General features: G+C 73.3%; 19 protein-coding genes. 9 read left to right on the top strand and 10 right to left on the bottom strand.

Annotation, left to right across the window (positions count from 1 at the left end; genetic code table 11):
- Positions 1-39: 39 nt before the first annotated feature.
- The 3 genes from OVA02_RS07990 to OVA02_RS07980 all read left to right on the top strand — a co-directional run bounded on the left by OVA02_RS07990 (position 40) and on the right by OVA02_RS07980 (position 3,006).
- The gene (locus OVA02_RS07990; RefSeq protein WP_267659598.1) at positions 40-543 is read left to right on the top strand and encodes a hypothetical protein; all 504 of its coding nucleotides are present in this window, start codon (positions 40-42) and stop codon (positions 541-543) included.
- A gap of 60 nt (positions 544-603) precedes the next feature.
- Positions 604-2,397: a DEAD/DEAH box helicase gene (locus OVA02_RS07985; RefSeq protein WP_056044815.1), complete on the top strand. Its 1,794-nt coding sequence runs from the start codon at positions 604-606 to the stop codon at positions 2,395-2,397.
- 183 nt (positions 2,398-2,580) lie between these two features.
- The gene (locus tag OVA02_RS07980; RefSeq protein WP_267659597.1) at positions 2,581-3,006 is read left to right on the top strand and encodes a hypothetical protein; all 426 of its coding nucleotides are present in this window, start codon (positions 2,581-2,583) and stop codon (positions 3,004-3,006) included.
- Between the two features lie 216 nt (positions 3,007-3,222).
- Here OVA02_RS07980 and OVA02_RS07975 read toward each other — a convergent pair whose 3' ends face one another.
- Together OVA02_RS07975 and OVA02_RS07970 are read right to left on the bottom strand one after the other, a co-directional pair.
- Positions 3,223-4,197: an ATP-grasp domain-containing protein gene (locus OVA02_RS07975; protein WP_267659596.1), complete on the bottom strand. Its 975-nt coding sequence runs from the start codon at positions 4,195-4,197 to the stop codon at positions 3,223-3,225.
- A 45-nt stretch (positions 4,198-4,242) separates the two neighbouring features.
- Positions 4,243-5,700 carry a hypothetical protein gene (locus tag OVA02_RS07970; protein WP_267659595.1) on the bottom strand — a complete coding sequence of 486 codons (1,458 nt, stop codon included), beginning with the start codon at positions 5,698-5,700 and terminating at the stop codon, positions 4,243-4,245.
- Between the two features lie 156 nt (positions 5,701-5,856).
- Here OVA02_RS07970 and OVA02_RS07965 point away from each other — a divergent pair, with 156 nt between their 5' ends.
- From OVA02_RS07965 to OVA02_RS07955, 3 genes are read left to right on the top strand one after another with little or no spacing between them, the layout of a single operon-like run.
- On the top strand, positions 5,857-7,596 hold the full coding sequence (locus OVA02_RS07965; protein WP_267659594.1) for a DUF3375 family protein: 1,740 nt from the start codon (positions 5,857-5,859) through the stop codon (positions 7,594-7,596).
- Positions 7,593-8,591 (top strand): DUF4194 domain-containing protein, encoded by a 999-nt coding sequence (locus OVA02_RS07960; protein ID WP_267659593.1) that lies wholly within the window; start codon positions 7,593-7,595, stop codon positions 8,589-8,591. The genes OVA02_RS07965 and OVA02_RS07960 overlap by 4 nt, the downstream gene beginning before the upstream one ends.
- Complete coding sequence (locus tag OVA02_RS07955; RefSeq protein ID WP_267659592.1) at positions 8,588-12,043, top strand: ATP-binding protein; 3,456 nt, start codon at positions 8,588-8,590, stop codon at positions 12,041-12,043. Before OVA02_RS07960 ends, OVA02_RS07955 begins: the two co-directional genes overlap by 4 nt.
- Positions 12,044-12,090: 47 nt before the next feature.
- Here OVA02_RS07955 and OVA02_RS07950 read toward each other — a convergent pair whose 3' ends face one another.
- Together OVA02_RS07950 and OVA02_RS07945 are read right to left on the bottom strand one after the other, a co-directional pair.
- Complete coding sequence (locus OVA02_RS07950; RefSeq protein ID WP_267659590.1) at positions 12,091-12,813, bottom strand: response regulator transcription factor; 723 nt, start codon at positions 12,811-12,813, stop codon at positions 12,091-12,093.
- Entirely contained in the window at positions 12,810-14,072 is a 1,263-nt protein-coding gene (locus OVA02_RS07945) for a sensor histidine kinase (RefSeq protein ID WP_267659588.1), read from the bottom strand. Before OVA02_RS07945 ends, OVA02_RS07950 begins: the two co-directional genes overlap by 4 nt.
- 180 nt (positions 14,073-14,252) lie before the next feature.
- Between OVA02_RS07945 and OVA02_RS07940 the strand changes: the two genes are divergently transcribed.
- From OVA02_RS07940 to OVA02_RS07930, 3 genes are all read left to right on the top strand, one after another.
- A complete protein-coding gene (locus OVA02_RS07940; protein WP_267659586.1) occupies positions 14,253-14,948 on the top strand; it encodes an ABC transporter ATP-binding protein in 696 nt (231 codons plus the stop codon).
- Positions 14,945-15,469: an ABC transporter permease gene (locus OVA02_RS07935; RefSeq protein WP_267659585.1), complete on the top strand. Its 525-nt coding sequence runs from the start codon at positions 14,945-14,947 to the stop codon at positions 15,467-15,469. Before OVA02_RS07940 ends, OVA02_RS07935 begins: the two co-directional genes overlap by 4 nt.
- Positions 15,470-15,532: 63 nt before the next feature.
- Positions 15,533-16,255, top strand: a complete 723-nt coding sequence (locus OVA02_RS07930; protein WP_267659584.1) for an ABC transporter permease — start codon at positions 15,533-15,535, stop codon at positions 16,253-16,255.
- Between the two features lie 17 nt (positions 16,256-16,272).
- Here the strand turns inward: OVA02_RS07930 and OVA02_RS07925 are convergent, their stop codons facing one another.
- From OVA02_RS07925 to OVA02_RS07900, 6 genes are read right to left on the bottom strand one after another with little or no spacing between them, the layout of a single operon-like run.
- On the bottom strand, positions 16,273-16,950 hold the full coding sequence (locus OVA02_RS07925) for a TetR/AcrR family transcriptional regulator (protein ID WP_267659583.1): 678 nt from the start codon (positions 16,948-16,950) through the stop codon (positions 16,273-16,275).
- On the bottom strand, positions 16,947-19,175 hold the full coding sequence (locus OVA02_RS07920) for a CocE/NonD family hydrolase (RefSeq protein ID WP_267659582.1): 2,229 nt from the start codon (positions 19,173-19,175) through the stop codon (positions 16,947-16,949). Before OVA02_RS07920 ends, OVA02_RS07925 begins: the two co-directional genes overlap by 4 nt.
- Positions 19,172-21,238: a dipeptide ABC transporter ATP-binding protein gene (locus OVA02_RS07915; protein ID WP_267659581.1), complete on the bottom strand. Its 2,067-nt coding sequence runs from the start codon at positions 21,236-21,238 to the stop codon at positions 19,172-19,174. The genes OVA02_RS07920 and OVA02_RS07915 overlap by 4 nt, the downstream gene beginning before the upstream one ends.
- A complete protein-coding gene (locus OVA02_RS07910) occupies positions 21,235-22,266 on the bottom strand; it encodes an ABC transporter permease (RefSeq protein WP_267659580.1) in 1,032 nt (343 codons plus the stop codon). The genes OVA02_RS07915 and OVA02_RS07910 overlap by 4 nt, the downstream gene beginning before the upstream one ends.
- Positions 22,263-23,336: an ABC transporter permease gene (locus tag OVA02_RS07905; RefSeq protein ID WP_267659579.1), complete on the bottom strand. Its 1,074-nt coding sequence runs from the start codon at positions 23,334-23,336 to the stop codon at positions 22,263-22,265. The genes OVA02_RS07910 and OVA02_RS07905 overlap by 4 nt, the downstream gene beginning before the upstream one ends.
- A complete protein-coding gene (locus tag OVA02_RS07900; RefSeq protein WP_267659578.1) occupies positions 23,333-24,997 on the bottom strand; it encodes an ABC transporter substrate-binding protein in 1,665 nt (554 codons plus the stop codon). Before OVA02_RS07900 ends, OVA02_RS07905 begins: the two co-directional genes overlap by 4 nt.
- Positions 24,998-25,492 lie beyond the last annotated feature (495 nt).

Genomic DNA, 25,492 nt, shown 5'->3' with positions numbered 1-25,492 from the left:
GGCCCGTCCGTTCGGCTGACGACCGGTAGGCTAACGACCGTGTCGCCCCCTGCGAAGGAGCAGAAACCGGACTCGTGGCAACCCCGTCCGGTCGACGAGGTGATCGTGCTCCGCCGTCGGGGCCGACTCCTGCTCGACGACACCCTCGACCCCGGCGACCCGATCCTCCGCCCCCGGCGTCCCCCTCGACGAGGCCCGCCGAGCGTCTCCGTCCACCGCGAGCCGATCCCCCACCAGCCCGCACTCGCGCTGGCCCTGTCGGCGGTCGCCGCCGCCGGGTACGTCGCGTGGGGCTGGGGCGAGCTGGACGAGGGAGCAACCGGGTTGCCGCTGGACCTCGCTCGAGGTCGCCGAGCGTCGACGCCCGTGCTCGGCCTGACCTCGGCGGCCTTCGCCGTGACGGCCCTCGTGTCGGCCACGGTCGGGCGACGGCCGGGCCGGTCCCGGGCCCTGCGCCGACTCGCCGTCGCGACCTCCGCGCTGACCACGGTGGTCGTCGTGACCACGCTCGTCGCGACGGTGCTGCCCCTCGCACCGACCTGACTCGGCCCGCCTCGCGGGCGGGAGCAACAGCAGAGGGCCCGGACAAGCTACCGTTGCACCATGAGTGACACCACCGAGCAAGCCCCGAGCGACGCCACAGAGCAAGCCGACACGACGCCGACGTTCGCCGATCTGGGCTTGAGCGACCAGGTCCTGAAGGCCATCCGCGAGATCGGCTACGAGACCCCTTCGGCCATCCAGGCCGCCACGATCCCCACCCTGCTCGACGGCCGCGACGTCGTCGGACTCGCGCAGACCGGCACCGGCAAGACCGCGGCCTTCGCCCTGCCCATCCTCTCGCGCCTCGACGTGTCGGCCAAGAAGCCGCAGGCCCTCGTGCTGTCGCCGACGCGCGAACTCGCGTTGCAGGTCTGCGAGGCGTTCGAGCAGTTCGCCTCCGGCATGCGCGGCGTCCACGTCCTGCCCGTCTACGGCGGCCAGGCGTACGGCGTCCAGCTGAGCGCGCTCCGCCGCGGCGTCCACGTCGTCGTCGGCACGCCCGGTCGCATCATGGACCACCTCGCCAAGGGCACCCTCGACCTCAGCGAACTCAAGTACCTCGTGCTCGACGAGGCCGACGAGATGCTGAAGATGGGCTTCGCGGAGGACGTCGAGACGATCCTCGCCGACACCCCCGACGACAAGCAGGTGGCCCTGTTCTCGGCCACCATGCCGCCCCAGATCCGTCGCATCTCGAAGCAGTACCTCAACGACGCCGAAGAGATCACGGTCAAGGCCAAGACCACGACCTCGGTCAACACGACCCAGCGCTACCTGATGGTGTCGTACCCGCAGAAGGTCGACGCTCTGACGCGCATCCTCGAGGTCGAGAACTTCGAGGGCATGATCATCTTCGTCCGCACGAAGAGCGAGACCGAGACCCTCGCCGAGAAGCTGCGTGCCCGCGGCTACTCGGCCGCGGCGATCAGCGGTGACGTCGCCCAGGCCCAGCGCGAGCGCACGGTCAACCAGCTGAAGAGCGGCAAGCTCGACATCCTCGTGGCGACCGACGTCGCGGCCCGCGGTCTCGACGTCGACCGCATCAGCCACGTCGTCAACTACGACATCCCGATCGACACCGAGTCGTACGTGCACCGCATCGGCCGCACCGGCCGTGCCGGCCGGAGCGGTGCCGCGATCAGCTTCGTCACGCCGCGCGAGCGTCGTCTGCTGGGTGCGATCGAGAAGGCCACCCGCCAGCCGCTCACGCAGATGCAGCTGCCGACGGTCGAGGACGTCAACAGCACGCGCCTCACCCGCTTCGACGACGCGATCACCGAGGCCCTGTCGCAGGACAGCCGCATCTCGGCGTTCCGCGACATCATCAGCCACTACGTCGAGCACCACGACGTGCCCGAGGCCGACGTCGCCGCCGCACTCGCCGTGGTCGCCCAGGGCGAGACGCCCCTGCTGCTCGACCCGAAGGACGAGCGCCCGCAGCGCGACGAGCGTCCGCTGCGCGAGCGCGACGACCGTGCCCCGCGCGCTGGTCGCGACGACGACCGGGGCGAGCGCCGTGAGCGTGGCCCGCGGACGTCGAAGCCGATGACCGCCTACCGAATCGAGGTCGGTCGTCGTCACCGTGTCGAGCCGCGTCAGATCGTGGGTGCCCTGGCGAACGAGGGCGGCCTGAGCCGCGACGACTTCGGGGCGATCCAGATCCGCCCCGACTTCTCGGTCGTCGAGCTCGCCTCGGACGTCTCGAGCGACATGCTCGACCGCCTGAGCGACACCCGCATCAGCGGCAAGCTCATCGAGATCAAGCCCGACCGCCGAGGAGGCGCGCCCCGCCGCGACGACCGCCCCGACCGGTCGCAGGGTGGCGAGCGGCCCGCCCGCAAGCCCCGCTACTAGACACCCGGCCGCACGGCCCACGACGCCGACCTCGCCTTCCGCCTGGTCGGCGTCGTCGTGTCCGGGCGGTTCGTCGGCGACCAGCGGTCGCGCACGGGCGAGTTCGTCGACCCCGGTCAGCCTAAGTCGCCCGTCCACCACGGACTCGCCCGTGAACCCACCGTCCCCGCCGAACGGAGTCCGATGAGCACCCCGCCCTCCCCCGGTGGCACCGACGCGCTGTTCGGCGTCGTGCAGACCGCCCTCACGATCGGCAGCGCGATCCCGTTGCTGCTGTCGGTCGTCGCGCTCGTGCTCTTCGTCCGGATGAGACGTCGGCTCTCGGCCGGCCTGCCGGGAACGCCGGGAACGCGCCGCCTCGCCGACGACTCCCGCCGACTGCACGACCTGGCCCGGGTGAGCCTGCTGGGTGCCGCGTTCGGCCTCGTGCTGCTGGTGATCGGCCAGCTCGTCGTCGGCCTCGGCACGACGCAGGGGCTCGCGGCGGCGTTCGCCGGGCCGCTCGCACCCGTGACGATCGGTGCGGTCGTGCTGACCGGCCTCGCGGCCGTCGCGTTCGCGACGTCGCCGGCGCCGCCCGCGCCTCCTGCGCCTCCTGCACGCCGCTGACCCCGTTCGACGTCCGCTCGGGTCGTGCTCGTCGAGTGGGCAGAAACGGTCCTTCCCGGCCCGACGAAGGACCATTTCTGCCCACTCGATCGGTGCTCACCCCGGGCGGGCACCAGGGACGGCTCACCCACGGCCCGGGGTGACGCGCGGCCCCGGGTCGGTACCGTGGCTGGATGACGTCGTCGACGGAGCCCGGCGGTGTCGACGTGAACGGCGCTAGGCCGGGGTCGCGGCGTACTCCGCCGCCAACACCTCGCCCAGCCACGCGGCGAGCGTCGCGGCGGCCGACACCGACGACGACCGCTCGACGTCCGGGTTGTAGTTGGTGTTCGTGTTGACGTCGTAGGGCACGAAGCGGCCGTCGACGGTCTCGATGAACTCGATGCCGGCGACCTCGATGCCGTGCTCGGCGACGAAAGCCTCGAGTCCCCGTACGAGCGGGTGCTCCGCGGTGACCGACGGGCGCACCGCGAACGGCGCGAACGTGGCCGGGTCGGCACCGTCGGGCACGACGCACGCGTCGGCGGGGCACAACTCGAAGCTGCCGGCCGAGGTGTCGACGCGCACCGCGTAGACGAAGCGCCCGCCGACGAACTCGACGCGCGTGTTGAAGGGCTCCTCGGCCTGCAGGAACTCCTGCAGCAAGGTGATCCCGTCGACCGGCACCTCGAAGTCGGGGCCGTCGACGTACGCGTCGAACGAGTCGAGATCGTCGAAGCGCCGCACACCGAGGCCCTTGCCGCCCTGGTTGTGCTTCGTGATGAACGGCAGTCTCTGCTCGCGTGCCCGGGCCTTGAGGTCGGCGGTGCCGAACACGGCGGTCGTCGCGGGGACGTCGAACCCGGCGGACGCCAGCGCGAGGTACTGCGCCACCTTGCTCACCTCGAGTTCGACGACACCGCTGCCGTTGATGGTCCGGCGCCCGTGCCGTTCGGCCCAGCGCAGGGTCGCTCGCGCGACCTCCTTGGCCGTCCCCCGGCCGCGCGTGTGGGCCGAGCCGCTCAGCCGCGACCAGAACACCCCTTCAGGAGGCGCGGCCGCGAGGTCGAAGGACGTCCCGTCCAGCAGGTGCTCGCGGTGGGGCACCCCCGCGGCGTCGAGCGCGGCGACGAGCGGCGGCAGCCACCCGGCGTTGTCGTGCAGCACGTGCACGACGGGTGTCGGGTCGGCGTGGTCGATCGGCGAGGTCATCGTTCGATCGTGCACCCATCGGGCCCGGGGTGCCAGCACCGACCATCACACGCCCCATGCGGACCGGACGATCGCGCACAGTGCTGCATCGTCGTCGGCGAGCGTCGAGCACTCGCCCGTCGCGGCCTGGCCGACCGTCTCGGTGGCGAGGTCGGCCGCCCCGCGCACGTCTCGCCGGAACGTCACGACGGTCCCGGCCGGTGCCGTCCGAACCGCGCCGACGACGTCCGCCACGGCGGCGTCGGTGGCGGCGGCGTCGTCGTCGTCGTCGAGCTCGATGCTGATGCGGCCTTCCGTGGCGGTCACGGCCACGCCCTCGATCCGGGGTGCGGCCACGATGGCGCCCGTGACGGTGGCGAGCACGGCGAGTGCCTCGGGCCGACCCGAGAACGAGAGACCCCTGCGGTCGGCTGCACCGGACGAGACGCGGATCTCGTCCATCCCGGACACGGCCGCGGAACCACCGATGGCCTGCATCGCGGGCACGACGCCCTCGAGCCCCGACGTCCATACCTCGACCGACCGGGCGCTGATCGCCGAGTAGGTGACCGTGTCGGACGCGACGACGTCCACCAGCGACTCGGCGGCGGACAGGTCGCCGTCGAGCTCTCGCCGTTCGTCCGGTGACGAGACGAAGCCGATCGAGGTGCCGGGTACCTCGGACATCCCGACGAGGACGCCGGCGATCCGTGCCGCTCGCGGGGACGCCTCCGCCACCTCGTCGCGCGAGTGGTGACCCGTGACGCTCGGTGTGTCGAGGTCGACCCGGATGCCCTCCGGCAGGACCTCGACCCGCCCGCCCCCGAGATCCGCAGCCACCACGGCGTCGAGCAGACGGGCCTGGTCGGCGGCGTCGAGGACGACGTCGGACGTCGCGGGATCGTCGAGGACCGAGGGGAACCCGGAGACGTTCTCGGTCACGAACCGGCGGGTGTCCGGGCTCCACGCCGTCACGTCGACGTCGGTCAGCTGGGCCGCGGCGTCCCGAAGGGAGCGTGCCCGCTGCCAGGCCGAGAGGACGTCCGACGACTCCGACGGGACCACCGTGATCCCGAACCCTCGCCGAGGGGAGTCGTCCCCGGTCGCCCCGTCCTCGCCGAACGCGTGCGTGGCGAGGGACACCTCGGCGAAGACCGGGTCGTCCGCGACGCGACGGGCGAGGTCGAGCTGGGCCGCCGTGTCGCCCTCGTCGGCGAGCACCTCGAACGAGACGGTGCCTCGCCGGACGTCGACGAACCGCCAGCCGGAGGAGTCACCGACGTTGCGGGCCACGAACGGCCTGATGCGCTCGGCGACGGCTTCGAGGTCGTCGTCGGAGAGGTCGTCCTCGACCACGACCGTGGCCTGGGCCTCCGCGACGCCGAGGGGAGAGTCGGTCCCGGCCGTCTCGATCTCGACCACGCCACCGACACCGTCCATGAGCGACTCGAACCGTTGGAGCAGGTCACTCGAGCTGGCACATCCGGCGGCGAGCGCGAGGACGGCCACGACGACGGTCGCCACGACGCCCCGCCTCGACCTGATGCCCATCCCCATTCCCATTCCCATCCCCATCCCCATCCCCCCATCCTGGCCGCTGCGGACGAGGAGCGACACCGTCGCCGAGCGGAGCGTCACCAGTTGGTATCGTCGTCCGACGACTGCCGGAGGTCTTGCTTGGTGAACCACCCGTCGGGGCACGACGACGCCCTGAGCCGCGACGACGTGCGCGCGGCGTACGAAGACGACCCCACCTGGGCCCTGCTCCGCGGCTACAACGCCCGCTGGATGCTGCCGCTCTTCTCCCGCCACCTCGAGCACGCCGAGGGTCCGGTGTCGGCCGACTGGTTCCACCGGCAGGTCGCCGACGCCCTCGAGCAGAACGCCGCCGAGCAGGCCGCGTCCGAGCAGGTCGCGCTCGAGCAGGCGGCGTCCGAGCAGGCCGCCCCCGAGCACCCGGCGTCCGAGCGGGCGACGACCGAGCGGGACCCCGAGGAGGCGCCGCCCGCGTCCCCGACGCCCGTCGCCACGCCGGCCCCCGCCGAGCAGAAGACCACCCCGGCCGAGTACTGCCGCAGCTGGGTCGAGAGCCGTTGGCTCGTCCGCACCCGCACCCGCGCCTCCGGACCGGACGCCCGTGCCGAGTACCGCCTGTCGCCGCACGCGCTCAAGGCGCTGCGCCTCGTGCGCGACCTCGTCGAGCGCGACAACGCCGTCAGCGAGGCCCGCCTCGGCAGCATCGCCCACGCCGTCGGGCAGCTCGCGGGCCTCGCCGACCCCAGCCGCGAGTCGCAGCTCTCCCGGCTCGACGAGCAGATCGCCGAGCTCGAGCGCCGCAAGGCCGAGATCGAGCGGCACGGCACCGAACCCACCGCTCCCGACGTGCTGCGCCGTCAGGTCCGCGAGGTGGTGCGTCTGACCGCGTCGCTGCCCGAGGACTTCCGCCAGCTCGGCGCCATGGTCGAGCAGCGGCACCGCGAGGTCGCGCGCCGGGCCTCGTCCGAACACGTCGGCAAGGGCGCGCTCGTCGACCAGTACTTGCGCGACAACGACCTGCTCGAGCAGACCCCCGAGGGACGCGCCTACCGCGGCTTCGCCCAGATGCTGTCGTCGCGCGGGATCGACGTCATGCGCGCCGACATCGAGAAGGTCCTCGCGCAGCCCGACGCGGCCGCACAGCTCACCGAGCGGCAGCGCACGCAGCTCGAGTCGCTCATCTCGTCGCTGCTCGCCGAAGAGCAGAGCGTGCAAGAGACGTACGGCCGGTGGACGTCCTCGCTGCGGCGCTTCCTCAGCCGGTCGGGCTCCGACCAGCAGCAGCGCCTGCTCACCCTCGCCGACCGGGCGCTTCACGCGGGCGGCGTCTGGGCCGAGCGCCGGCCGGGCCACGCCATGCTGCCCGTCGAGCACGGCGACGGGCTCGGCCTCGGGGCGCTCGACGTCCGTGACGTCAGCCAGGTGCAGCTGCACACCGACCGTGCGCGGCCGACGGTCGACGTGCAGGTGACCATCGGCGACGCGTCCCTGCCGGAGGCCGACCGGGCCGCCCTCCGCCTCACCTCGGGCACGAGCACGGCGGCCGTGTCGGCGACGATCGACCGGCTGCTCGTCGACCGCGACGAGGTCACGAGCGTCGACGTCTACCAGGCGACCGAGCCCGGGTTCCGCCGCCTCGCGCTCGTCCTCAGCATGCTCGACCTCGCGCTCGAGCGCGGCGTCGTCGGCGACGACACCGAGACCGTCGAGCTCGTCGGCGATCCCGCCGACCCCACGACGTCAGGAGGCGCGGGTCGGCAGGTCACGCTGCCCCGCCTCGTCTTCCGACGCGGTCCCGCGGGTCCGCCCGGGGCCGAGCCGGGCGTCGAGCCCGACGCCCCCGACCCCACGACCGGCACGACCAGCACGAAGGACCTCGCATGAGCCCCGCAGCCCCCTGGGACGAGACCGGCGTCGACGAGGCGACCCGCGCCTCCTCGGCCGAGGCGACCGCCACCTCCCCCGACGAGTCGGCGCGCGCCTCCCGCGATGCCTTCGACGACGGCGACGCCGACGACGCGGCGGCCGGTGGCGTCCCGGACGCGCTACCGCTGGCCGGACGCAAGGCGCTCGTCACGCTGCTGACCCACCGGTTCGTGTCCCGCGCGCGGCAGCAGGAGGCCTGGGCGGGCCTACTCGCGCACGAACCCGAGATCCGGGCGCGGCTCGAGGAGCTGTTCCTGGTGCTGGTCGTCGACCACGACCACGAGGTCGCCTTCAAGCGACAGGGCGGCGAGGACGACGTGCCCGTGCTGCTGCGCCGCGAGAAGCCGCTGTCGCGGGACGCCTCGCTGCTGATGGTCTTCGCCCGCCGGGAGCACGCCTTCACGGACGGGCAAGACGAGGCGGTCGTGATCTCGAAGGACGCCGTGGCCGAGTTCCTCGGTCGGTACCACGACGACTCGGGCTCCGACGAGGTGCGCGCCCGCCGCCGGGTCGACGCCGCGATCGCCGCGCTCGTCGCCCGAGACCTGCTGACGGCCGAGCCCGACGACCCCGAACTGTTCGTGGTCTCGCCCGCGATCGTGCCGCTGATGACCGCCGACCGACTCGCGCACCTCGAGCGGGTGTACCTCGAGGCGGCAGGCGTCGAGGGCGACCCGACCGACGGGGACGAGGTCGGCACCCCCGCTGACGTCGACGCGGCCGAAGCGGAGGTCGACGCCGACGCCGACGTCGTCGAGCCCGAGGTCGAGGTCGAGCCCGAACCCGATCCCACCGACGACGACCCCGCCGACACGGTGGAGGACACCCCCGACGCCGAACCCGACCCGACCGCCGTCCCGCTCGACCTCGACCTCGACCTCGACCTCGACCTCGCGCCCGCGCCCGCGCACGACGCCGGCACCGACACCGACCCGGAAGCACCCCAGGCATGAGCATCGCCGACACCCCGCCCGACCTCGGCATGTTCCACTCGGGCCAGTACCGCATCGAGCAGGTGCAGCTGCTCAACTGGGGCAGCTACGCCGGCCTGCACCGCATGCCCGTGGGTCGCGGCGGCATCGCCATCCTCGGCCCGACCGGCCGCGGCAAGTCGACCGTGCTCGACGCGATGGCCGCGGTCATCATGCCCAACCCGCAGGAGTTCAACCGCGCCGCCCGCGACGACAGCCGGCAGCGGTCCGAGCGCACCGTCTACAGCTACGCGCGCGGCAAGACCGACGAGGTCCGCGACGCCGCCTCCGACCGCACGACGACGCGGTTCCTGCGTCCGCTCGGCCAGGCGTTCCCGAGCGGTGCGGCCATCACCTGGTCCACCGAGCTCGGCCAGACGGTCACGGCCGTCCGCGTCGCCTGGATCGGCGAGGACACCGCCAGCCAGGACGACGTCACCCAGGCGAGCGTCTACCTCCTCGTGCAGGGTCGCTTCGACCTCAGCCGCCTGGCCGAGGTGACGCGCGAGGGCACGAGCCAGAACCCCCTGACCCGTGGCTCCCTCGCCCGCCTGCTCGACCCCGCCCACGACCTCGCGACCTCGTCGCAGCCCGAGCTGCGGGTGCGGTTGTGCGGTCAGCTCGGCATCGGCGGCAGCGACGAGTCGCAGCTCAAGGCCCTGACCCTGCTGCGTCGGGCGCAGGCGTCCAAGGGCGTGTTCTCGATCGACGACCTGTTCAAGCAGTTCGTTCTCGTGCAGCCGCAGGCGCTCAGCCGCTGGGAGACCACGCTCGCCACCTACCGCGAGGCCTCGGCGCTCTACGACGTGTTCGAGACGACCCGCAAGAAGCTCGACGTGCTCGAGGCCGTGCCGACGCTCGCCGACCGGTACGAGCTCGCCGGACGCGACGGCTCGGCCAAGCGCCGCCTGCTGGTCGACGACGACGGGCCCAGCCGCCTCCGCGTCTGGTTGGCCGAACGCGTCGGCAGCTGGGTCAGCGGCGAGGTCGACCGCGTCACGACCGAGAAGCGCGAGCAGGGCGAACGCCGGAGGCGCGCCCAGGCGGACGAGCAGCTCGCGTTCCGGTCCCGTGAACAGGCCCTGGCGCGGATCAGCGAGCTCGGGGGCGACCCCACGCAGTCGCTCCGCGAGCACGTGGCCGCCGCCGAGGCCGAGCTCGCCGCCGTCGAGCGCACCCGCGGCCGGCTCGCCACCGCGCTCGACGGGACCGGCGCGTCCCTCCCCCGCGACGACGAACAACTCGCCGCGCTCGGGCAACGTGCCGACCGCCTCGCGGCCGACGACGCGGCCGCCCGGGCCGCGACCGCCGACGCCCGCAGCGACCTCGCCGCCCGCATCGGCGAGACGAAGCGCTCGCTGGCCGCCCTCGAGAAGCAGAAGCGGTCGTTCGAACAGCGCCGCAGCAACGTGCCCGACGACGCGATCGAGCGACGCCGGCGCATCGCCGAGGGGGCGGGCGTGCCGGTGTCGGAGCTGCCCTACGCCGGCGAGCTGTTCGAGGTCGCGCCCGAGCACGCCGGGTGGGCCGTCGCGATCGAGCGCGTGCTCGGCGACCTCGCCACGCACCTCCTCGTGGACCGCGCGCACTTCGACGCCGTGCGCCGCTGGGTGGACGAGAACGACGTGCGGGGACGCGTCACGCTCGTGCCGGCGACCACCGGGGCCGATCCGACGCTCACCCCGGTCGACCGCACCGTGCCCGCCATGGTGCGGCTCGACCCGGCCAGCCCGTTCCGTGGCTGGCTGCACGACGAGCTCGTCGCCGACCGCAGCGTGCTCTGCGTCGAGGGTCCCGACGACCTCGGCGGCCCGCGCCCGTCCGGCACCCGCGGTGCCGTGACCCGGCGCGGCCTCCGCACCGGCTCGCGCGACCGCGTGATCAAGGACGACCGGTCGACCCGTTCGTGGATCGGGCTCGACAACGCGGCCCGGATCGCCGAGCTCGGCGACGAGATCGTCGACCTCGAGGCCGTGCTGGCCCGGGTCCGCGGCGAGTACGACGCGATCGAGGCCGAGGCGGTCGAACGCCGCCGCGTCGCCGACGCCGTCGCCCGCGCGAAGGAGTTCACCTGGGACGAGCTCGACACCGCCCCCGCGCAGGCGAGGCTCGACGACCTGCGCGCCCAGCTGGACCGCATCGCCGTCGAGCGTCCCGAACTGGCCACGTTGCAGGCCGAGGCCGCGCAGCACGACGACGACCGCTCGGCCGCGACGCGCCGCCTGGCCGAGATCGACCAGGTGCTCGCGCAGCTCGACGAGAAGCACGCGACGCTCGTCGACATCGAGGACGAGTTCGCGGACGCCGCCGACGCCGACCCCCTGACCGACGACGAGCGGGCACTCCTCGCCCCGCTGCCGTTCGCGGCACCGCGTGAGGCGACCGACGTCGTGCGGCTGTACCGGGACGCGGCGTCCCAGCTGCGGGCCCAGGTCGACGCGCACGACCGCGACCGGGCGAACGCCGAGTCGACGCTCGTCGTCGTCTTCGAGCGGTACCTCGAACTCGACCGCACCGCGGGCATCGACGCCACGATCGAGAGCCTGCCGGCGGTCCGGGCGATCCACCGGCAGCTCGTCGAGGACGACCTGCCGCACGCGAGACAGCGCTGGCTCGAGAGGGCCGGCAGCGACGTGGGCGACAGCCTGCGGGCGCTGCTCGTCCAGATCGAGGAGGACGGCCACGTCATCCGCCGCGGCGTCCGCCCCATCTCGCAGGCCCTGCGGTCGATCGAGTTCCGACAGGGCTCGACGCTCGACATCGAGCCGCGGCCGGTGTCGAACGGCGACCTGCTCGAGTTCAAGCGGACGCTGCGCGAGCACACCGGCGGGGCCGGGAGCGGGGGCACGTCCGAGGCACGCTCCGCGGACGGACGGGCCCCGGAGGCGCGGGACGCGTCCGAGGTCGAGCGCCGGTTCCTGAGGCTCCGCCGCGACCTCGCCCACCTCGAGGAGAAGTCGAAGGTCGGTGACGCCTGGCGCCGCCGGGTGCTCGACGCCCGCGAGCACTACCAGTTCCGGGCGATCGAGACCCGCGCCGACGGGACGCAGATCGTGCACGAGGGCGTGGCAGGCAAGTCCGGCGGCGAGGGGCAGGAGCTCATCGCGTTCGTGCTGGGGGCCGCCCTGCGGTTCCGGCTGGGAGACGGCACCGACCGGGTGCCGACCTACGCGCCGATCGTCCTCGACGAGGGCTTCGTCAAGGCCGACGCCGAGTACACCGGCCGGGCCCTGGCGGCGCTGACCTCCCTGGGCTTCCAGCTCGTGGTGGGCGCGCCGCGCGACAAGGTCAACGCCTTCGAGCAGCACGTCGAGAGCGTGGCGTACATCTCGAGCGATCCGTCGAACCCCGAGCTCTCGCGCATCTACCCCCTGACCATCCGGCAGGCGATCCAGGTCGAGCAGCACGGACTCGACCCCGCCGCGCTCGCCTGACCCGCGCCTCCTCGTCCCCCTCCGTCCGAGTGGGCAGGGAGGGGGCGCTACGCGGCGCCCGGCGCGAGGAAGCCCGTCTCGTAGGCCAGGATCACCAGCTGCGCCCGGTCGTGGGCGTCGAGCTTGGTCATGATGCGGTTGACGTGGGTCTTCGCGGTGTGCGGCGAGATGACCAGGTCGCCGGCGATCTCGGCGTTGGCGCGACCCCGGGCGACGAGCAGCAGCACCTCGCGCTCACGGTCGGTCAGGTGGGCGAGCCCGGCCGGCACGGCCGGCGACGACGCCCCCGACGACGACTCCCCTGACGACGTCGTCCCCGGGACCGATCCCGCCCCGCCGCTATTCGGCAGCACGTACTTCTCGATGAGGCTGCGGGTCGCGACGGGTGACAGCAGCGACTCCCCCGCGTGGACGGCCCGCACCGCCCGGACGATCTCGTCGGGCTCCGCGCCCTTGCCGATGAACCCGCTCGCCCCGGCGCGCAGGGCCCCGACGAGGTACTCGTCCTCCTCGAACGTGGTGAGGATCAGCACCTTCGTCCCGGCGAGCAGCGGGTCGGCGCAGATCTCGGCCGTCGCGCCGATGCCGTCGAGTTCGGGCATGCGGATGTCCATCACGACCACATCCGGCCTCAGCGCCGACGCCCGCATCACCGCCTCCCGGCCGTTCACGGCGTCGCCCACGACCTCTACCCCGTCCTCACCGTCGAGGATGTCGGTCACGGCCTGACGGATCAGCGGCTGGTCGTCGACGACGAGCACGGTCGTCACGAGGCTCCCCCGCTCCCACCGGACGAGCCGGACGAGCCGGCCGAGCCCGACGAGCCCGACGAACCGGCCACGTCGACCCCACGCGTCACCGGCAGCACGGCCGCCAACCGGTAGCCGCCCGGCGTCGGCCCGGTCTCGACGACGCCCCGAACCGAGGCGACGCGTTCGCACAGACCGAGCAGCCCGTACCCGCCACGGACGTCCACCGCTTCGGGCGCGTCCTTCGACGCCGGCACGGGGTTCGTCACCACGACCGACACCTCGTGCTCGTCGACCGCGACGAGCACGTGCGCACGGTGTTCGGCACCGTGCTTGCCGGCGTTCGTCAGCCCCTCCTGCACGACCCGGTACGCGACGAGGTCGACCGCGCCCGTGACCGCGGCGAGCGGGCCCTCGACCCGCGTGCTCACGACGAGGCCCGCGTCGGCGAACCCGGCCACGAGCTCGTCGAGTCGTGCGAGGCCCGGTTGCGGCGACGCGACCCGCTCGGAGTCCCCGGCGCGCAGCACCTCGAGCAGGTCGCCGATCTCGCCGAGGACGGTCCGGGAGGCGCGGCGGATGGTCGCGAGGGCCGTCACCGCCTTCTCGGGTCGCGTCTCGATCGCCGACGACGCGACGCCCGCGTTGAGGCTGATCACCGAGATCTGGTGGGCGACGGCGTCGTGCAGGTCGCGGGCGATGCGCAACCGCTCCTCGGCCACCCGGCGCGAGGCCTCGGCCTCACGGGTGCGTTCGGCTCGTTCGGCGCGTTCGGTGACGGCCTCGATGTACTCCCGTCGGGAGCGGCTGGCGTCGCCCGCCGCGGCGGCGAAGGCGACCAGGAGCGTGAACTGGACCACGGGCAGGTCGACGACGCGTCCCCCCACGCCCAGCAGGCCGAGCAGGGCGACGGCCAGGACCGTGGCGACCGTCACGACGATGGTGCGGCGGCGCGGGGTCCGCGCGGCCACGGCGAAGACGGCGATGCCGGTGGCGAGGACGACGCCCGGTGCGAGCGTGCCGAGCAGGGCGGCGATGCCGAACAGGCCGACGATCGCGGCGAGCACCGGGACGGGGCGTCGACGACGGAACGGCAGCAGGACGACGGGGGCGACCACGACCGCGACGGCCAGCCCGCCGGTCGGCCGGAACCCCGCGACGGGGAAGGGGGCGAACGCCGCACCGACGACGAGCACCGCGGCGATCGTGTCGCCCAGCCACCAGGGGACGCGAGGACGCGGGTAGGCGGGCTCGCGCCTCCTGCCGTCCGTCGTCGTCATGACCCCATCGTGCCCTGGAACGGCGGTGGCCGAGTCCCCCTCTGGCCCGACGTCGCGTACCGCAGGTGCGGTACTCGACGGCCGGCAGGTGTCCGCGGTGGGGGGACGACCCGGTCGGCGCGGCCCGCGAGGGTGGGTCTCGGCCCCGGAGACACCGGGGCCGTCAGCGACAGGAGCACCATGGCGCCGATCATCTCGGTCCGAGACGTCCACCGTTCGTACGGGCGCGGCCCGAACCGGTTCGAGGCCCTGAAGGGGGTGAGCTTCGACATCGCCGAGGGCGAGAGCGTCGCGATCGTCGGCAAGAGCGGCTCGGGCAAGTCGACCCTGATGCACGTGCTCGCCCTGCTCGACGCCCCGACGACCGGCACCGTCGAGCTCGAGGGCATCGACACGAGCACGCTCAAGGGAGGGCGCCTCAACCGGACGCGCAACAAGACGTTCGGCTTCGTGTTCCAGCAGTTCTTCCTCACGTCGAGCTCGTCGGTGCTCGAGAACGTCGTGCTGCCCATGAAGATCGCGGGCGTGCCCCGCGGCGAACGCCGTCGCCGCGGCCTGGCGGCCCTCGAGCAGCTCGAGCTCGCCGACAAGGCGAAGAACAAGGCCCTGAACCTGTCGGGTGGTCAGAAGCAGCGCACGGTGATCGCGCGCGCGCTGGTCAACGACCCGCGCATCATCTTCGCCGACGAGCCCACCGGCAACCTCGACACGGCGACCGGGGCGGTCGTCGAGGACATCCTGTTCTCGCTGAACCGCGAGAGCGGCATCACGCTGATCGTGGTGACCCACGACGAGGAGCTCGCGGCGCGCTGTGACCGGCGCATCGTGATCCGCGATGGGTTGATCGTCGACGACGAGACCGAGGTGGCGGCATGACGACCCTCGACCTGCTGCTGACCGCCGTCTCGAACACGTTCCGGTCGAAGACGCGGACGATCCTGACCGTCCTGGCGATCTTCGTCGGCGCCTTCACGCTGACGCTGACGAGCGGGCTGGGCACCGGCATCAACGCCTACATCGACGACACGGTCTCGGCCGTGGGCTCGTCCGACACGATGACGGTCACGAAGGCCTCCGACGACGCGCAGGGTCTCGGCGGGGCGAACCCGGGCCCGGCCGAGTACGACCCCGACACCGTCGCCGCGGGCGGGTTCGGTGCCCCCGGGGCGACCGTCGTCGCCCTGACCCCGGACGACGTGACGACCCTCGAGGGCGTCGACGGCGTGCTGGCCGTGCAGCCGACCGAGGCGCTCGCGACCGACTACGTCGAGGGCGAGAGCGGGACGAAATACGTCGTCTCGGCGAGCGCCCTCGTGCCCGGGCAGCAGCTCACCCTGACGGCGGGCGCCCAGCCCGACGACGACGCGACCGACCTGCAGGTGGTCGTCCCGACGTAGTACGTCGGTCCCCTGGGGTACCGCGACGACGAGGCGGCCGTCGGTCGGTCCGTCACGCTGGCCGTGACCGACGCCACGCGCACGCAGCACACGGTCACCGCGACCGTCGTCGGCGTCGCGGAGGAGAGCATCGCCTCGCCCGCCGGAGCGGCGGTCACCCCGAACGCGGCCCTCGGCACGGCCCTGTTCGACGCGCAGAACGTCGGGCTGCCCGCCGACCAGGTCGACCGCTACGCGCAGGCCACGGTGCGGTTCGCCGCGGACGCGTCCGACCGGCAGGTGAGCGACATCAAGGACCGTCTCGCCTCCGCCGGCTACACCGGCACCACCGTCGCCGACCAGCTGGGCACGTTCACCACGGTGATCGACGGCATCGTGCTCGTGCTCAACGCCTTCGCGATCATCGCCCTGCTCGCGGCGAGCTTCGGCATCGTCAACACGCTGCTGATGAGCGTGCAGGAGCGCACCCGCGAGATCGGCCTGATGAAGGCCATGGGCATGGGCAGCGGCAAGGTGTTCGGCCTGTTCAGCCTCGAGGCCGCGTTCATCGGGTTCCTCGGCAGCGCGATCGGCGTGGGCGTCGCGATGATCGCAGGCAGCGTCGTCAGCGCCACCCTGGCCGGGTCGCTGCTGTCGAACCTGCCCGGGCTGACGCTGATCGCGTTCGACCCCGTGTCGATCGCGCTGATCATCGTCGTGGTGATGGTGATCGCGTTCCTGGCCGGCACGCTGCCCGCCGCGCGCGCCGCGAAGGCCGACCCGGTGGAGTCGCTGCGCTACGAGTGAGGCCGAGGAGGCGCGGGTCAGCCCCGGAAGGACGCCCCGGTCTCGTGCTCCAGCAGCGTCCACATCCAGTCGAGCGCGAGGCCGGGGGTGAGGCCGGGCGCCTTCTGGGCGAGCTGGGTCGCGAGGCCGTCGCTGTAGGCGGCGAGCTTGAGGGCGAGCGCCGACGGGTCGGCCGTCGCGAACCGGCCCTGCTCGACCCCGCGGCGCAGGGTGCGGGTCAGGCAGGCCTCCCACACGCGGATGCGCTCGACGTACTCGGCGGCGACCGCGGGCTTGCGCGCCACGGCCGTCCAGTAGTCGGACCAGAGCCGCCAGTGCTCGTCGGTCGCGTCGGTGTCGGCGAACAGGGGCTCGACGAGCATCCGCACCCCGACGACCGGGTCGGGCTCGACGTCGACCGCCTCGATGATCGACGAGTAGAACCGGGCGGTCTCGAGCACGACGACCTCGTTGAGGATCTCGGCGACGCCGTCGAAGTGGTAGGTCACGGTGCCGACCGAGACCCCGGCCGCCGCGGCGATGTCGCGCAGCCGGGTCGCCCCCATGCCCTCGCGGACGATCACCTCGCGGGCGGCCTCGACGATCGACGCCCGCCGGACGACCGGCTTCTGCCGCACGCCCGCGCCGCCGGTGCCCCCGCCGCCCGCGCCGCCGGTGCCCGGGCGGCCGGTGCCCGCGCCGCCCGCGCCGCTCACGCCGACGTCCGGGGCACGAGCTCGTCGAAGGTCCGGTCGGCGACGAGCACCGTCTCGGCCTCGGGACCGCCGTCCCGGGCCCAGGCGCGCACGGTGTTCTCGACGCGAAAGGCCTCCGCCGAGGCCGTGACGCGGGACGTGGTCTCGAGCCACGCCTTCCAGGTCGGCTTCTCGAGCCCGATCGCCCAGCGCGACTCGGCCGACGCCGACAGCGGGTCGCCGTCGACGATGCGGTAGGTCTCGCGGCTGTCCTCGGTGAAGACCAGGCCGTCGGGGTACTCGCGTCCGCCGCCGTAGCCGGGGTCGACGTCGAGCAGCCACTCGCCCGTGCCGACGTCGTGCGAGACGCTGCGCTGCGGCAGGTCCGTGGCCGGCGGCAGGGCGCGGATCGCGAGGGGCTCGGCCCGCTCGGGCGCCTCGAACGCGACGCCGTCGTCGACCGGGTGCTCCGCCGACCCGTCGCCGGGCCCGCGCGTCCACACGGGCAGCGTCACGCTGCTGCGCGTCGGGTCGAGCGTGAGGGTCGCCTCGACCGGGTGCGGCCAGACCCACGGCCAGTAGGCGCTCGACACGGCGATCCGGAGGCGGTGGCCGGCCGGGAAGGAGTGCCCGGTCGAGACCAGGGCGACGCGCACGACCTGCTCGACCCGCGCCTCCATCGGGTCGTCGGCGCGGTCGCGTCCGTTCCGCTTGTTGAGGTTGAGCACGCCGCGGGTGACGAGCGTCGACGAACCGTCGGGGGCGACGTCGCAGAGGCGCACGACGACCGTGCCGTCGGGCACGTCGCTCGCCACGGCGAGGTCGGCGACGACGCTGCCCAGGACGTCCAGCGGCGAGTCGACCGGCAGGTCGAAGCAGACCGAGCGGCCGTCCTCGGCGCGCTGGTCGGGCGGCAGGTCGGTCGCGTTGCCGAACGGGAAGAACCGCCCCGCGTCGAGGCCGGTGCTCTGCGGCGAGCGCACGACGACGGGGCCGTCCGCCCCGCCACGCAGCGAGTCCAGCGGCACGACCCGGTCCTCGGTCTCGCGAGCGGGCCAGGTCGAGGCCGCGACCCAGCGCCCGGTCCGCTCGGCGTAGTACGTCGCCGGCGGCTCGGAGTCGTTGATCCAGGCGCGCAGCGCGGGCTCCGCGTCGACGCCGTTGGGGCAGTCGAGCAGCCAGCGGTCCCACCAGCGCAGGGTCTCCTGCAGGAACCCGATGCCCGGGCCGGGCGCCAGCCCGCGGTCCGGGTACTGGTGCGACCACGGCCCGATGATGCCCTTGACCGGTGCGTCGACGTTCTCGACCAGGCGCAGCACGGCGTCGCGGTACGGGTCGGCCCAGCCGCCCACGGCGAGGACGGCGGCCGTGATCGACGAGTAGTCCTCGCAGACGCTGCCGTGCCGCCAGTAGTCGTCGCGTTCCTGGTGCGAGAGCCACGTCGTCGTCATCGGTCGGTTGTGTTCGAGGCGTTCGCGCCAGCGGGCTACCCAGTCGGCGCCGACGACCTCAGGTCGCGGCGGGCGCGAGTTGAATGCGAACATCGTGCCGCCCCACGACGCCATGTCGATGCCGAGCACGGCGCCGCCCATGTAGTGCACGTCGTTGTCGTAGCGGTCGTCGGTCGAGCAGACGGTGACGATCGCCTTGAGGGCCGCCGGAGCCCGCCCGGCGAGCTGCAGCGCGTTGAACCCGCCCCACGAGATGCCGAACGCGCCGACCGCGCCGGTCGACCAGGGCCGGGCGGCGAGCCACTCGATCAGGGCGATGCCGTCGTCGAGCTCCTGCACCGAGTACTCGTCGTCGAAGAGGCCGTCGCTCGACCCCGTGCCGCGGATGTCGACCCGCACCGACGCGTAGCCGTGCGCGGCGTACCAGGGGTGCCGCTCGCTGTCGCGCGGAGCCGTCCAGTCGTCGAGCCGGTAGGGCAGGTACTCGAGCAGCACCGGCACGGGCTCGTCGACCACGGGGGCCCAGATGCGGGCGTGCAGTCGCGTCCCGTCGGGCATCGGCACCCATTCGTCGCGCACCTCGACCTCGAGTGGGCCGCTGCCGTGCGGGCGGTCGGAATCCTGCCGCCCGGGGGCGTCGGCGAGGTCGGCGCGCGGGGCTCCGAGGGTGCGGACTCCCCCGGCCCACGCGGGCTCCTGCAGGAGGCGCGGGTCGCCGAGGAGGCGCGGGTCGCGTGCGCCGTCCCCCCGCTCGTCGCCTCGGGGGCCCGGGTCGGGTCGGCCGCTCGTGCTCACATCGCCTCCCAGCGCTTCACGTGGTGTCCGCCGCCGTGGTCGTCCCAGCCGGTGGCGTCCCGCCAGCGGGGCCGCGCGTCGCCGACGTCGGGGAGCTCGGTCGTGCCCGGGTCGAGCGTCGCGTCGAGCAGGGTGCGCGTGTACGGGTGGTTCGGCCCCTGGAAGACACGTTCGGTCGGGCCCACCTCGACGATGCGGCCACCGGTCATGACGGCGACCCGGTCGGCGACGCCGCGGACGACCGCGAGGTCGTGGCTGATGAAGAGGCAGCTGAGCCCCTTCTCGTCGCGGAGCCCCGCGAGCAGGTCGAGCACCCCGGCCTGCACGCGGACGTCGAGCGCCGTCGTGATCTCGTCGGCGATGATCAGCTCGGGTCCGGCGGCGAGCGCCCGGGCGATGCCGACGCGCTGGCGCTGGCCGCCCGAGAGCTGGGCGGGCAGGCGTGAGGCGAACTCGGGCGGCAGGCCGACCTCGACGAGCAGTTCGCCGACGCGTTCAGGGCTGGACTCGCCTGTGAATAGCTTCAGCGGTCGGGCGATCGCGGCGCCGACGGTGCGGCGGGGGTTGAGCGAGGTGTCGGCGTTCTGGAAGATCAGCTGGATCGATCGGCGCAGCGTCGCCGTGCGCCCGGCGACGGGCCGCGTCAGGTCGCTCTCGACCCCGTCGGCTCCGTGGAAGGCGAACCGACCCGACTCGGCGGGGATCAGCCCGGCGAGGGCCGTGGCGAGCGTGGACTTGCCGCTGCCGGACTCCCCCACGACGGCGAGGGTCTCGCGGCGGCCGATGGTGAACGAGACGCCGTCGACCGCGGCGGGCAGGCCGCGCCCGTACCGGACGACGAGGTCGCTCGCCGTGACGACCGGCCCCGTGGCGGATGCCGCGGGTGCCGCGGGATCGTCGCGCCGCGTTTCGTGCTGCACACCTCGACTGGTCGCGGTGCCGTGCACGGAACGCGGTGCGGTGACGTCGGTCACCACCTCGCCGAGCGCGGTGCCGGGTGCTGTCCCCGGTTCCTGCGCCGCGCCTCCTGCTGCTGCGTCCTCCGCGTCGCGCCGCGTTTCGTGCTGCACACCGTGACTAGTCGCGGTGTCGTGCACGGAACGCGGTGCGGCGGGTGCGTCGGGTGCCGCCGGTGCCGCACGCCCGTCGCGCCGCGTTTCGTGCTGCACACCCCGACTGGTCGCGGTGCCGTGCACGGAACGCGGTGCGCTGGCGTCGGCGTGCACGCGCGGGATGCTCGCGAGCAGCTCGCGGGTGTACTCGTGCTGCGGGTCCGCGAAGAGCGACGCGGTCGGCGCGTGCTCGACGATCCGGCCCTCGTGCATGACGGCGATCTCGTCGGCCATGGTCGACACGACGCCGAGGTCGTGGCTGACCAGCACGATCGCCATGCCGAGTTCGACGGCCAGGTCGCGGATCAGCTCGAGGACGGCCGACTGCGTCACGACGTCCAGTGCGGTGGTCGGCTCGTCGAGCACCAACAGCTTCGGCCGCGCGGCGATGGCCATCGCGATCGCGACGCGCTGCTGCTGCCCACCCGACAGCTGGTGCGGGTAGCGCCGCACGATCGTCTCGGGGTCGGGCAGGCGGACGTGGCGCACGAGTTCGAGCACGCGGTCGTCGCCTCCGGGCAGGCCGTGGCTCTCGAGCGCCTCGCGCAGCTGGCGTCCGACGCGCATCGACGGGGTGAGCGCCTGACCGGCGTTCTGGGCGACCAGGGCCGCCGTGCCACCGCGCAGGGCCCGGCGCGCCCGCTCGTCGAGGGCGAAGACGTCGTCCCCGGCGACGCGGACGCTGCCCGACACGACCCGCGACCCACGCCGCAGGTGCGCGAGCAGGGTGCGGGCGACGGTGGACTTGCCGCTGCCGCTCTCGCCGACCAGGCCGAGCGCGCGTCCGGCGGCGACGTCGAAGCTCACGCCCCGCACGACCGGCACCTCGCGGCGACCGGCGGCGTACGAGATGGAGAGGTCGTCGACGCGGACGACGGGATCGGGGGCGACGTCGACGAGGCGACCCGCGCCTCCTGCGGTCGTACCGGCGGTGGTGAGGGGCTCGTTCACGAGACCGCCCCCTTCTGTGCGCGGTCGACGCCCAGCGACTTGCTGAGCCCGTCCGCGCTGAGGTTGAGCCCGATGACGAGCGTGGCGAGGGCGACGACGGGGGCGAGCGTGCCCCACGGGACGACGGTGAGGGCGGTGCGGTTCTCCTGCACCATGAGGCCCCAGTCGGGCGTCGGCGGGTTGGCGCCGAACCCGAGGAACGACAGGGTCGAGATGAGCAGCACGATCCAGGAGGCGCGCATCGCGTACTCGACGAGCACCACGTCGGTGACGTTGGGCACGATCTCGCGGAACACGATGCTCAGCGGCTTCTCGCCGCGGGCGCGGGCGGCGGTCACGTAGTCCTGCGTGATCACGGTGCGGGCGGCACCGCGGACGACGCGGGTCACGGCCGGCGCGTAGATCACGGTGACGGCGAGCACGATCACCCAGAGGCCCGAGTCGAACACGGTCACGACGACGAGCAGCGCCAGGATCGACGGCACGCTGAGCAGGGCGTCGACGATGCGCATGACGACCTCGTCGAACCAGTTGTCGGCGTAGGCGGTGACGCAACCGAGCACGGTGCCGATGCCGACCGCGATCGTCGTGGCGAGGAAGGTGACGACGAGTGCGTACCGGCCGCCGTTCAGCGTGCGCGACAGGATGTCGCGACCGTACTGGTCGGTGCCGAGCCAGTGGGCCCAGCTGGTGCCGGTCAGGGCGGCTCCCGAGTCGGTGGCGACCGGGTCGTGGCCGGTCAGCACCGGGGCGAGCAGCGCCAGCAGGACGTGCAGCGCGATCAGGCCGAGCCCGATGCTCAAGGCCGAGGAGGCGCTGAGGCTGCTGGTCAGGGACGTCGCGCTCGCGCGCAGTCGCCTCGGCCAGCCGCCCGCGGCCTCGGGGCCGGCCGATGCCGGGCCGCCGACCTGCGCGCCCGGGGTGGCGGGGTCCGCGGTCGTGGCGACCCGCGCCTCCTCGGCGGTGCGGTGTCCGGTGATGCCCTGGCCGCTGTCGGCGGGCGGGGTCCGGTCGTGTGCGGGGCTCATGAGCGGGCCTTCCGTCGGGTGCGCAGCCTCGGGTCGAGGGCCAGCGCGATGAGGTCGGCGGCGAGGTTGCACACCACGTAGACGAGGGCGCTGACGACGGCGATCGCCTGGATCGTCGGCAGGTCGCGGTTGAAGACGGACTCGAGCATGAGCTTGCCCATGCCCGGGTAGTTGAAGACGTTCTCGACGACCACGACGCCGCCGAGGAGCCAGGCGACGTTCAAAGCGACGACGTTGAGCGTCGGCAGCAGCGCGCTCGGCACGGCGTGACGCCAGACGACCTGGCGCGTCGACAGGCCCTTGAGCTCGGCCGTCGTGACGAACTCGCTCGCCATCACGTCGATCGTCGACGAGCGCGCCGTCCGCACGATGTAGGCGGCCATGGCGAGGGTCAGCACGATGACGGGCAGCCAGATGCTCGGCAGCAGTTCGGCGACCGTCGCGTCCTGGCCACGCAGGACGACCGCCGGGAAGATCGGCAGCGCGATGGCGAACAGCAGCACGAGCACGGTGGCGACCATGAACTCGGGCACGCTCATGACGACCAGGCTGATCAGCGAGATCGCGTGGTCGCTCGGGCGTCCGCGGCGGACGCCGGCGATGACGCCGAGGGTCAGCGACAGGGTGACGCCGACGATCATGGCGGGCAGCGCGATCAGCATGCTGTTGCGGAAGGCGATCAGCAGGTCGGGACCGACCGGCAGGCCGCTGACCAGCGAGACGCCGAAGTCGCCGTGCGCCGCACCGAGCAGCCACTGGCCGTAGCGGACCCAGACGTTCTGGTCGAGGCCGAGCGTCTCGCGCAGGGCCGCGACGGCGTCGGGGGTGGCGTCCTGACCGAGCAGTTGCTGCGCGACGTCGCCGGGCAGGGCCTGCACGGCGAAGAACACGAAGAACGAGGCGAGCAGCACGGTGAGGAGGGCCGTGCCGACGCGGCGGGCGACGACGATCAGGGTCGCGGCGACCGCGGACGTGGGGTGCGGGCCGCCGGCGCCCGGGCCGCTGGCGGTCGTGCCGTCGGCGGTCGGGCCGCCGGTGCTCGGGCGGCTGGCGGTCGGTGTGGGGCTCATGCGCGGAGTCCGATCTGCAGGTAGTCGAACTCGAAGCCGAACTCGCGGTAGTTCAGGACGTTCCGGGACAGGCCGACGAGGCGGTCGCCGAACATGGGGGTCATGTCGGCGGAGTCCTCGACGACGATGCGCTGGGCATCCTGGTAGAGCGTCATGCGGCGCGTGTCGTCCATCTCGGCGCGGGCGTCGTCGAGCAGCCCGTCGAAGGTCGGGTTCGACCAGGCGCTCTCGTTGTACGACGAGCCGGTGCGGAAGATCTGGTTGAGCAGCTGGTCGATCGGGCGACCGGTGAACCAGTAGCTGACCATGAGCGGCTTCTGCATCCAGATCTGCGTGTAGTACGAGTCCGACGAGGCGTTGCGGACGGTCAGGTCGATGCCCGCGTCGCGGACGGCGTCGCGGTAGGCGACCGCCATCGGGGTGAAGACGGATTCGTAGCTGGAGGTGTAGATCTCGGTCTTCAGCCCCTCGCGTCCGGCCTGCTTGAGCAGGGCGCGGGCCTGGTCGGGGTCGTAGGCGCGTTGGTCGTCGAGCCAGACGGCCTGCGAGGGAGGCACGGGGTTGTCCCAGCCGGGCGAGCCGGTGCCCTGCAGGGCGGTGGCGACGATGGCCTGCGGGTCGTAGGCGAGCTTCATCGCCTGGCGGACGAGCGGGTCGCTGAACTCGGCGCTCGTGGCGAGCATCGGGATCGTGTACCACTGGGCGTCGGGGGCGCGGGCGACGGTGGCGCCGGCCGAAGCGCTGACGACCTGGGCGGTGGCGAAGTCGAGGTTGGTCTGGCTGATCAGGTCGATCTGGCCGGCGAGGAGGGCGTTGACGCGGGCGGTGGTGTCCTGGATCGAGAAGAAGTCGATGCCGTCGAGCACCGGGCGGCCGGCGAAGTGGTCCTCGAAGGCCTCGACGCTGCCGGTGCCCGCGGGCTCGAAGCTCGACAGGCGGAACGGTCCGGTGCCGATGCCCGTGCGGCCGATGCCGCCGCCCTGGCTCGGGTCGGCGCTGCCCTCGGGGACGATGTAGCACTGGTACGCGGTGAGCAGCGAGGGGAACTCGGCGTTCGGCGTCAGCAGGTCGAAGCGCAGGGTGAGCGGGTCGACGGCGGTCATGCCGCCGGGGCCGATCATCGCGGCGAGCACCTCGCCCTGGGGTGAGGCGGTGTCGGGGTCGAGGATGTGCTCGATCGAGTAGATGGCGTCGGCGGCGGTGAAGCGGCGGCCGTCGTGGAAGCGGACGCCTTCGCGCAGGCGGAAGGTCCAGCTCGTGCCGTCGGCGTTGGCGGACCAGTCGTCGGCGAGGTCGGGCACGGTGACGCCGGCGTCGTCGAGCTTGACGAGCCGGTTGTAGAGGGCGCCGAGGTACTCGTAGGCCGAGAGCGAGCTGGCGGAGTCGAGGGTCTCTGCGGCGGAGGCGGCCGGGCGCGCGATGCGCAGGCGTCCGCCGCGGGCGGGGGTGCCGGTGGCGGCGGCCTCGGGGATGGTCGGGGTGCTGCGGGCGGGGGTGCAGCCGGCGAGGGTGAGCAGGCCGAGGCCGGCGAGCCCTGCGGCGCCGGCGAGGACCGTGCGGCGGCTCGGGCCGGTGCTGCGGTCTGCGCGGCTGTCGGTGCCGCTGCCGGCGTCTCGCGCCGGGCGGAGCGCGTGTCGGTGTTCGGGGACGATCGGTGTCATGCGGGGATGGCCTTCCGTTTATCGTTCGGGTGAACGATAAGGGAGGTTCGCGGCGGCGGCCAGCTCGCCGGAGCCCCGGAGGCGCGGCTCGGGACTCCCCCGCAGCCCCCGTTCTCCGCGCCCCGCCGCGGATGCGGTCGTGCTCGTGCGGCAGCGTGCACGGGCTGCAGTCTTCACCCACTCGTTACACGAGGGCGCCTCGCCGACGCGACCCGCGCCTCCTCGGCTTCGCCCGCTCGTCTCGGTCGAGTGGTCCCCAAACGTCCCCCCCGCCCCACGAAGAACGTTGTCGGACCACTCGATCGACTCGCCGAGGCGACGTCCGAGCAGGAGGCGCGGGTCGGCCCGCCCGCGCCCGTCACCCTCGCGACGGCTCGAGTGGGCAGAACCTGCTCGTCGAGGACCGCCGGGCAGCATCTTCTGCCCACTCGCCCGGTTCGGTCGGCCCGGAGGACCGGCGTGCCCCTCGAAGCGGGACTCCGTCCGGAGCCGAGC

This window comes from Frigoribacterium sp. SL97 (genome assembly GCF_026625765.1).
Lineage (GTDB): Bacteria > Actinomycetota > Actinomycetes > Actinomycetales > Microbacteriaceae > Frigoribacterium.
Note: the sequence above shows the minus strand (reverse complement) of the source record. Positions and strands in the feature narration are given on the sequence as shown.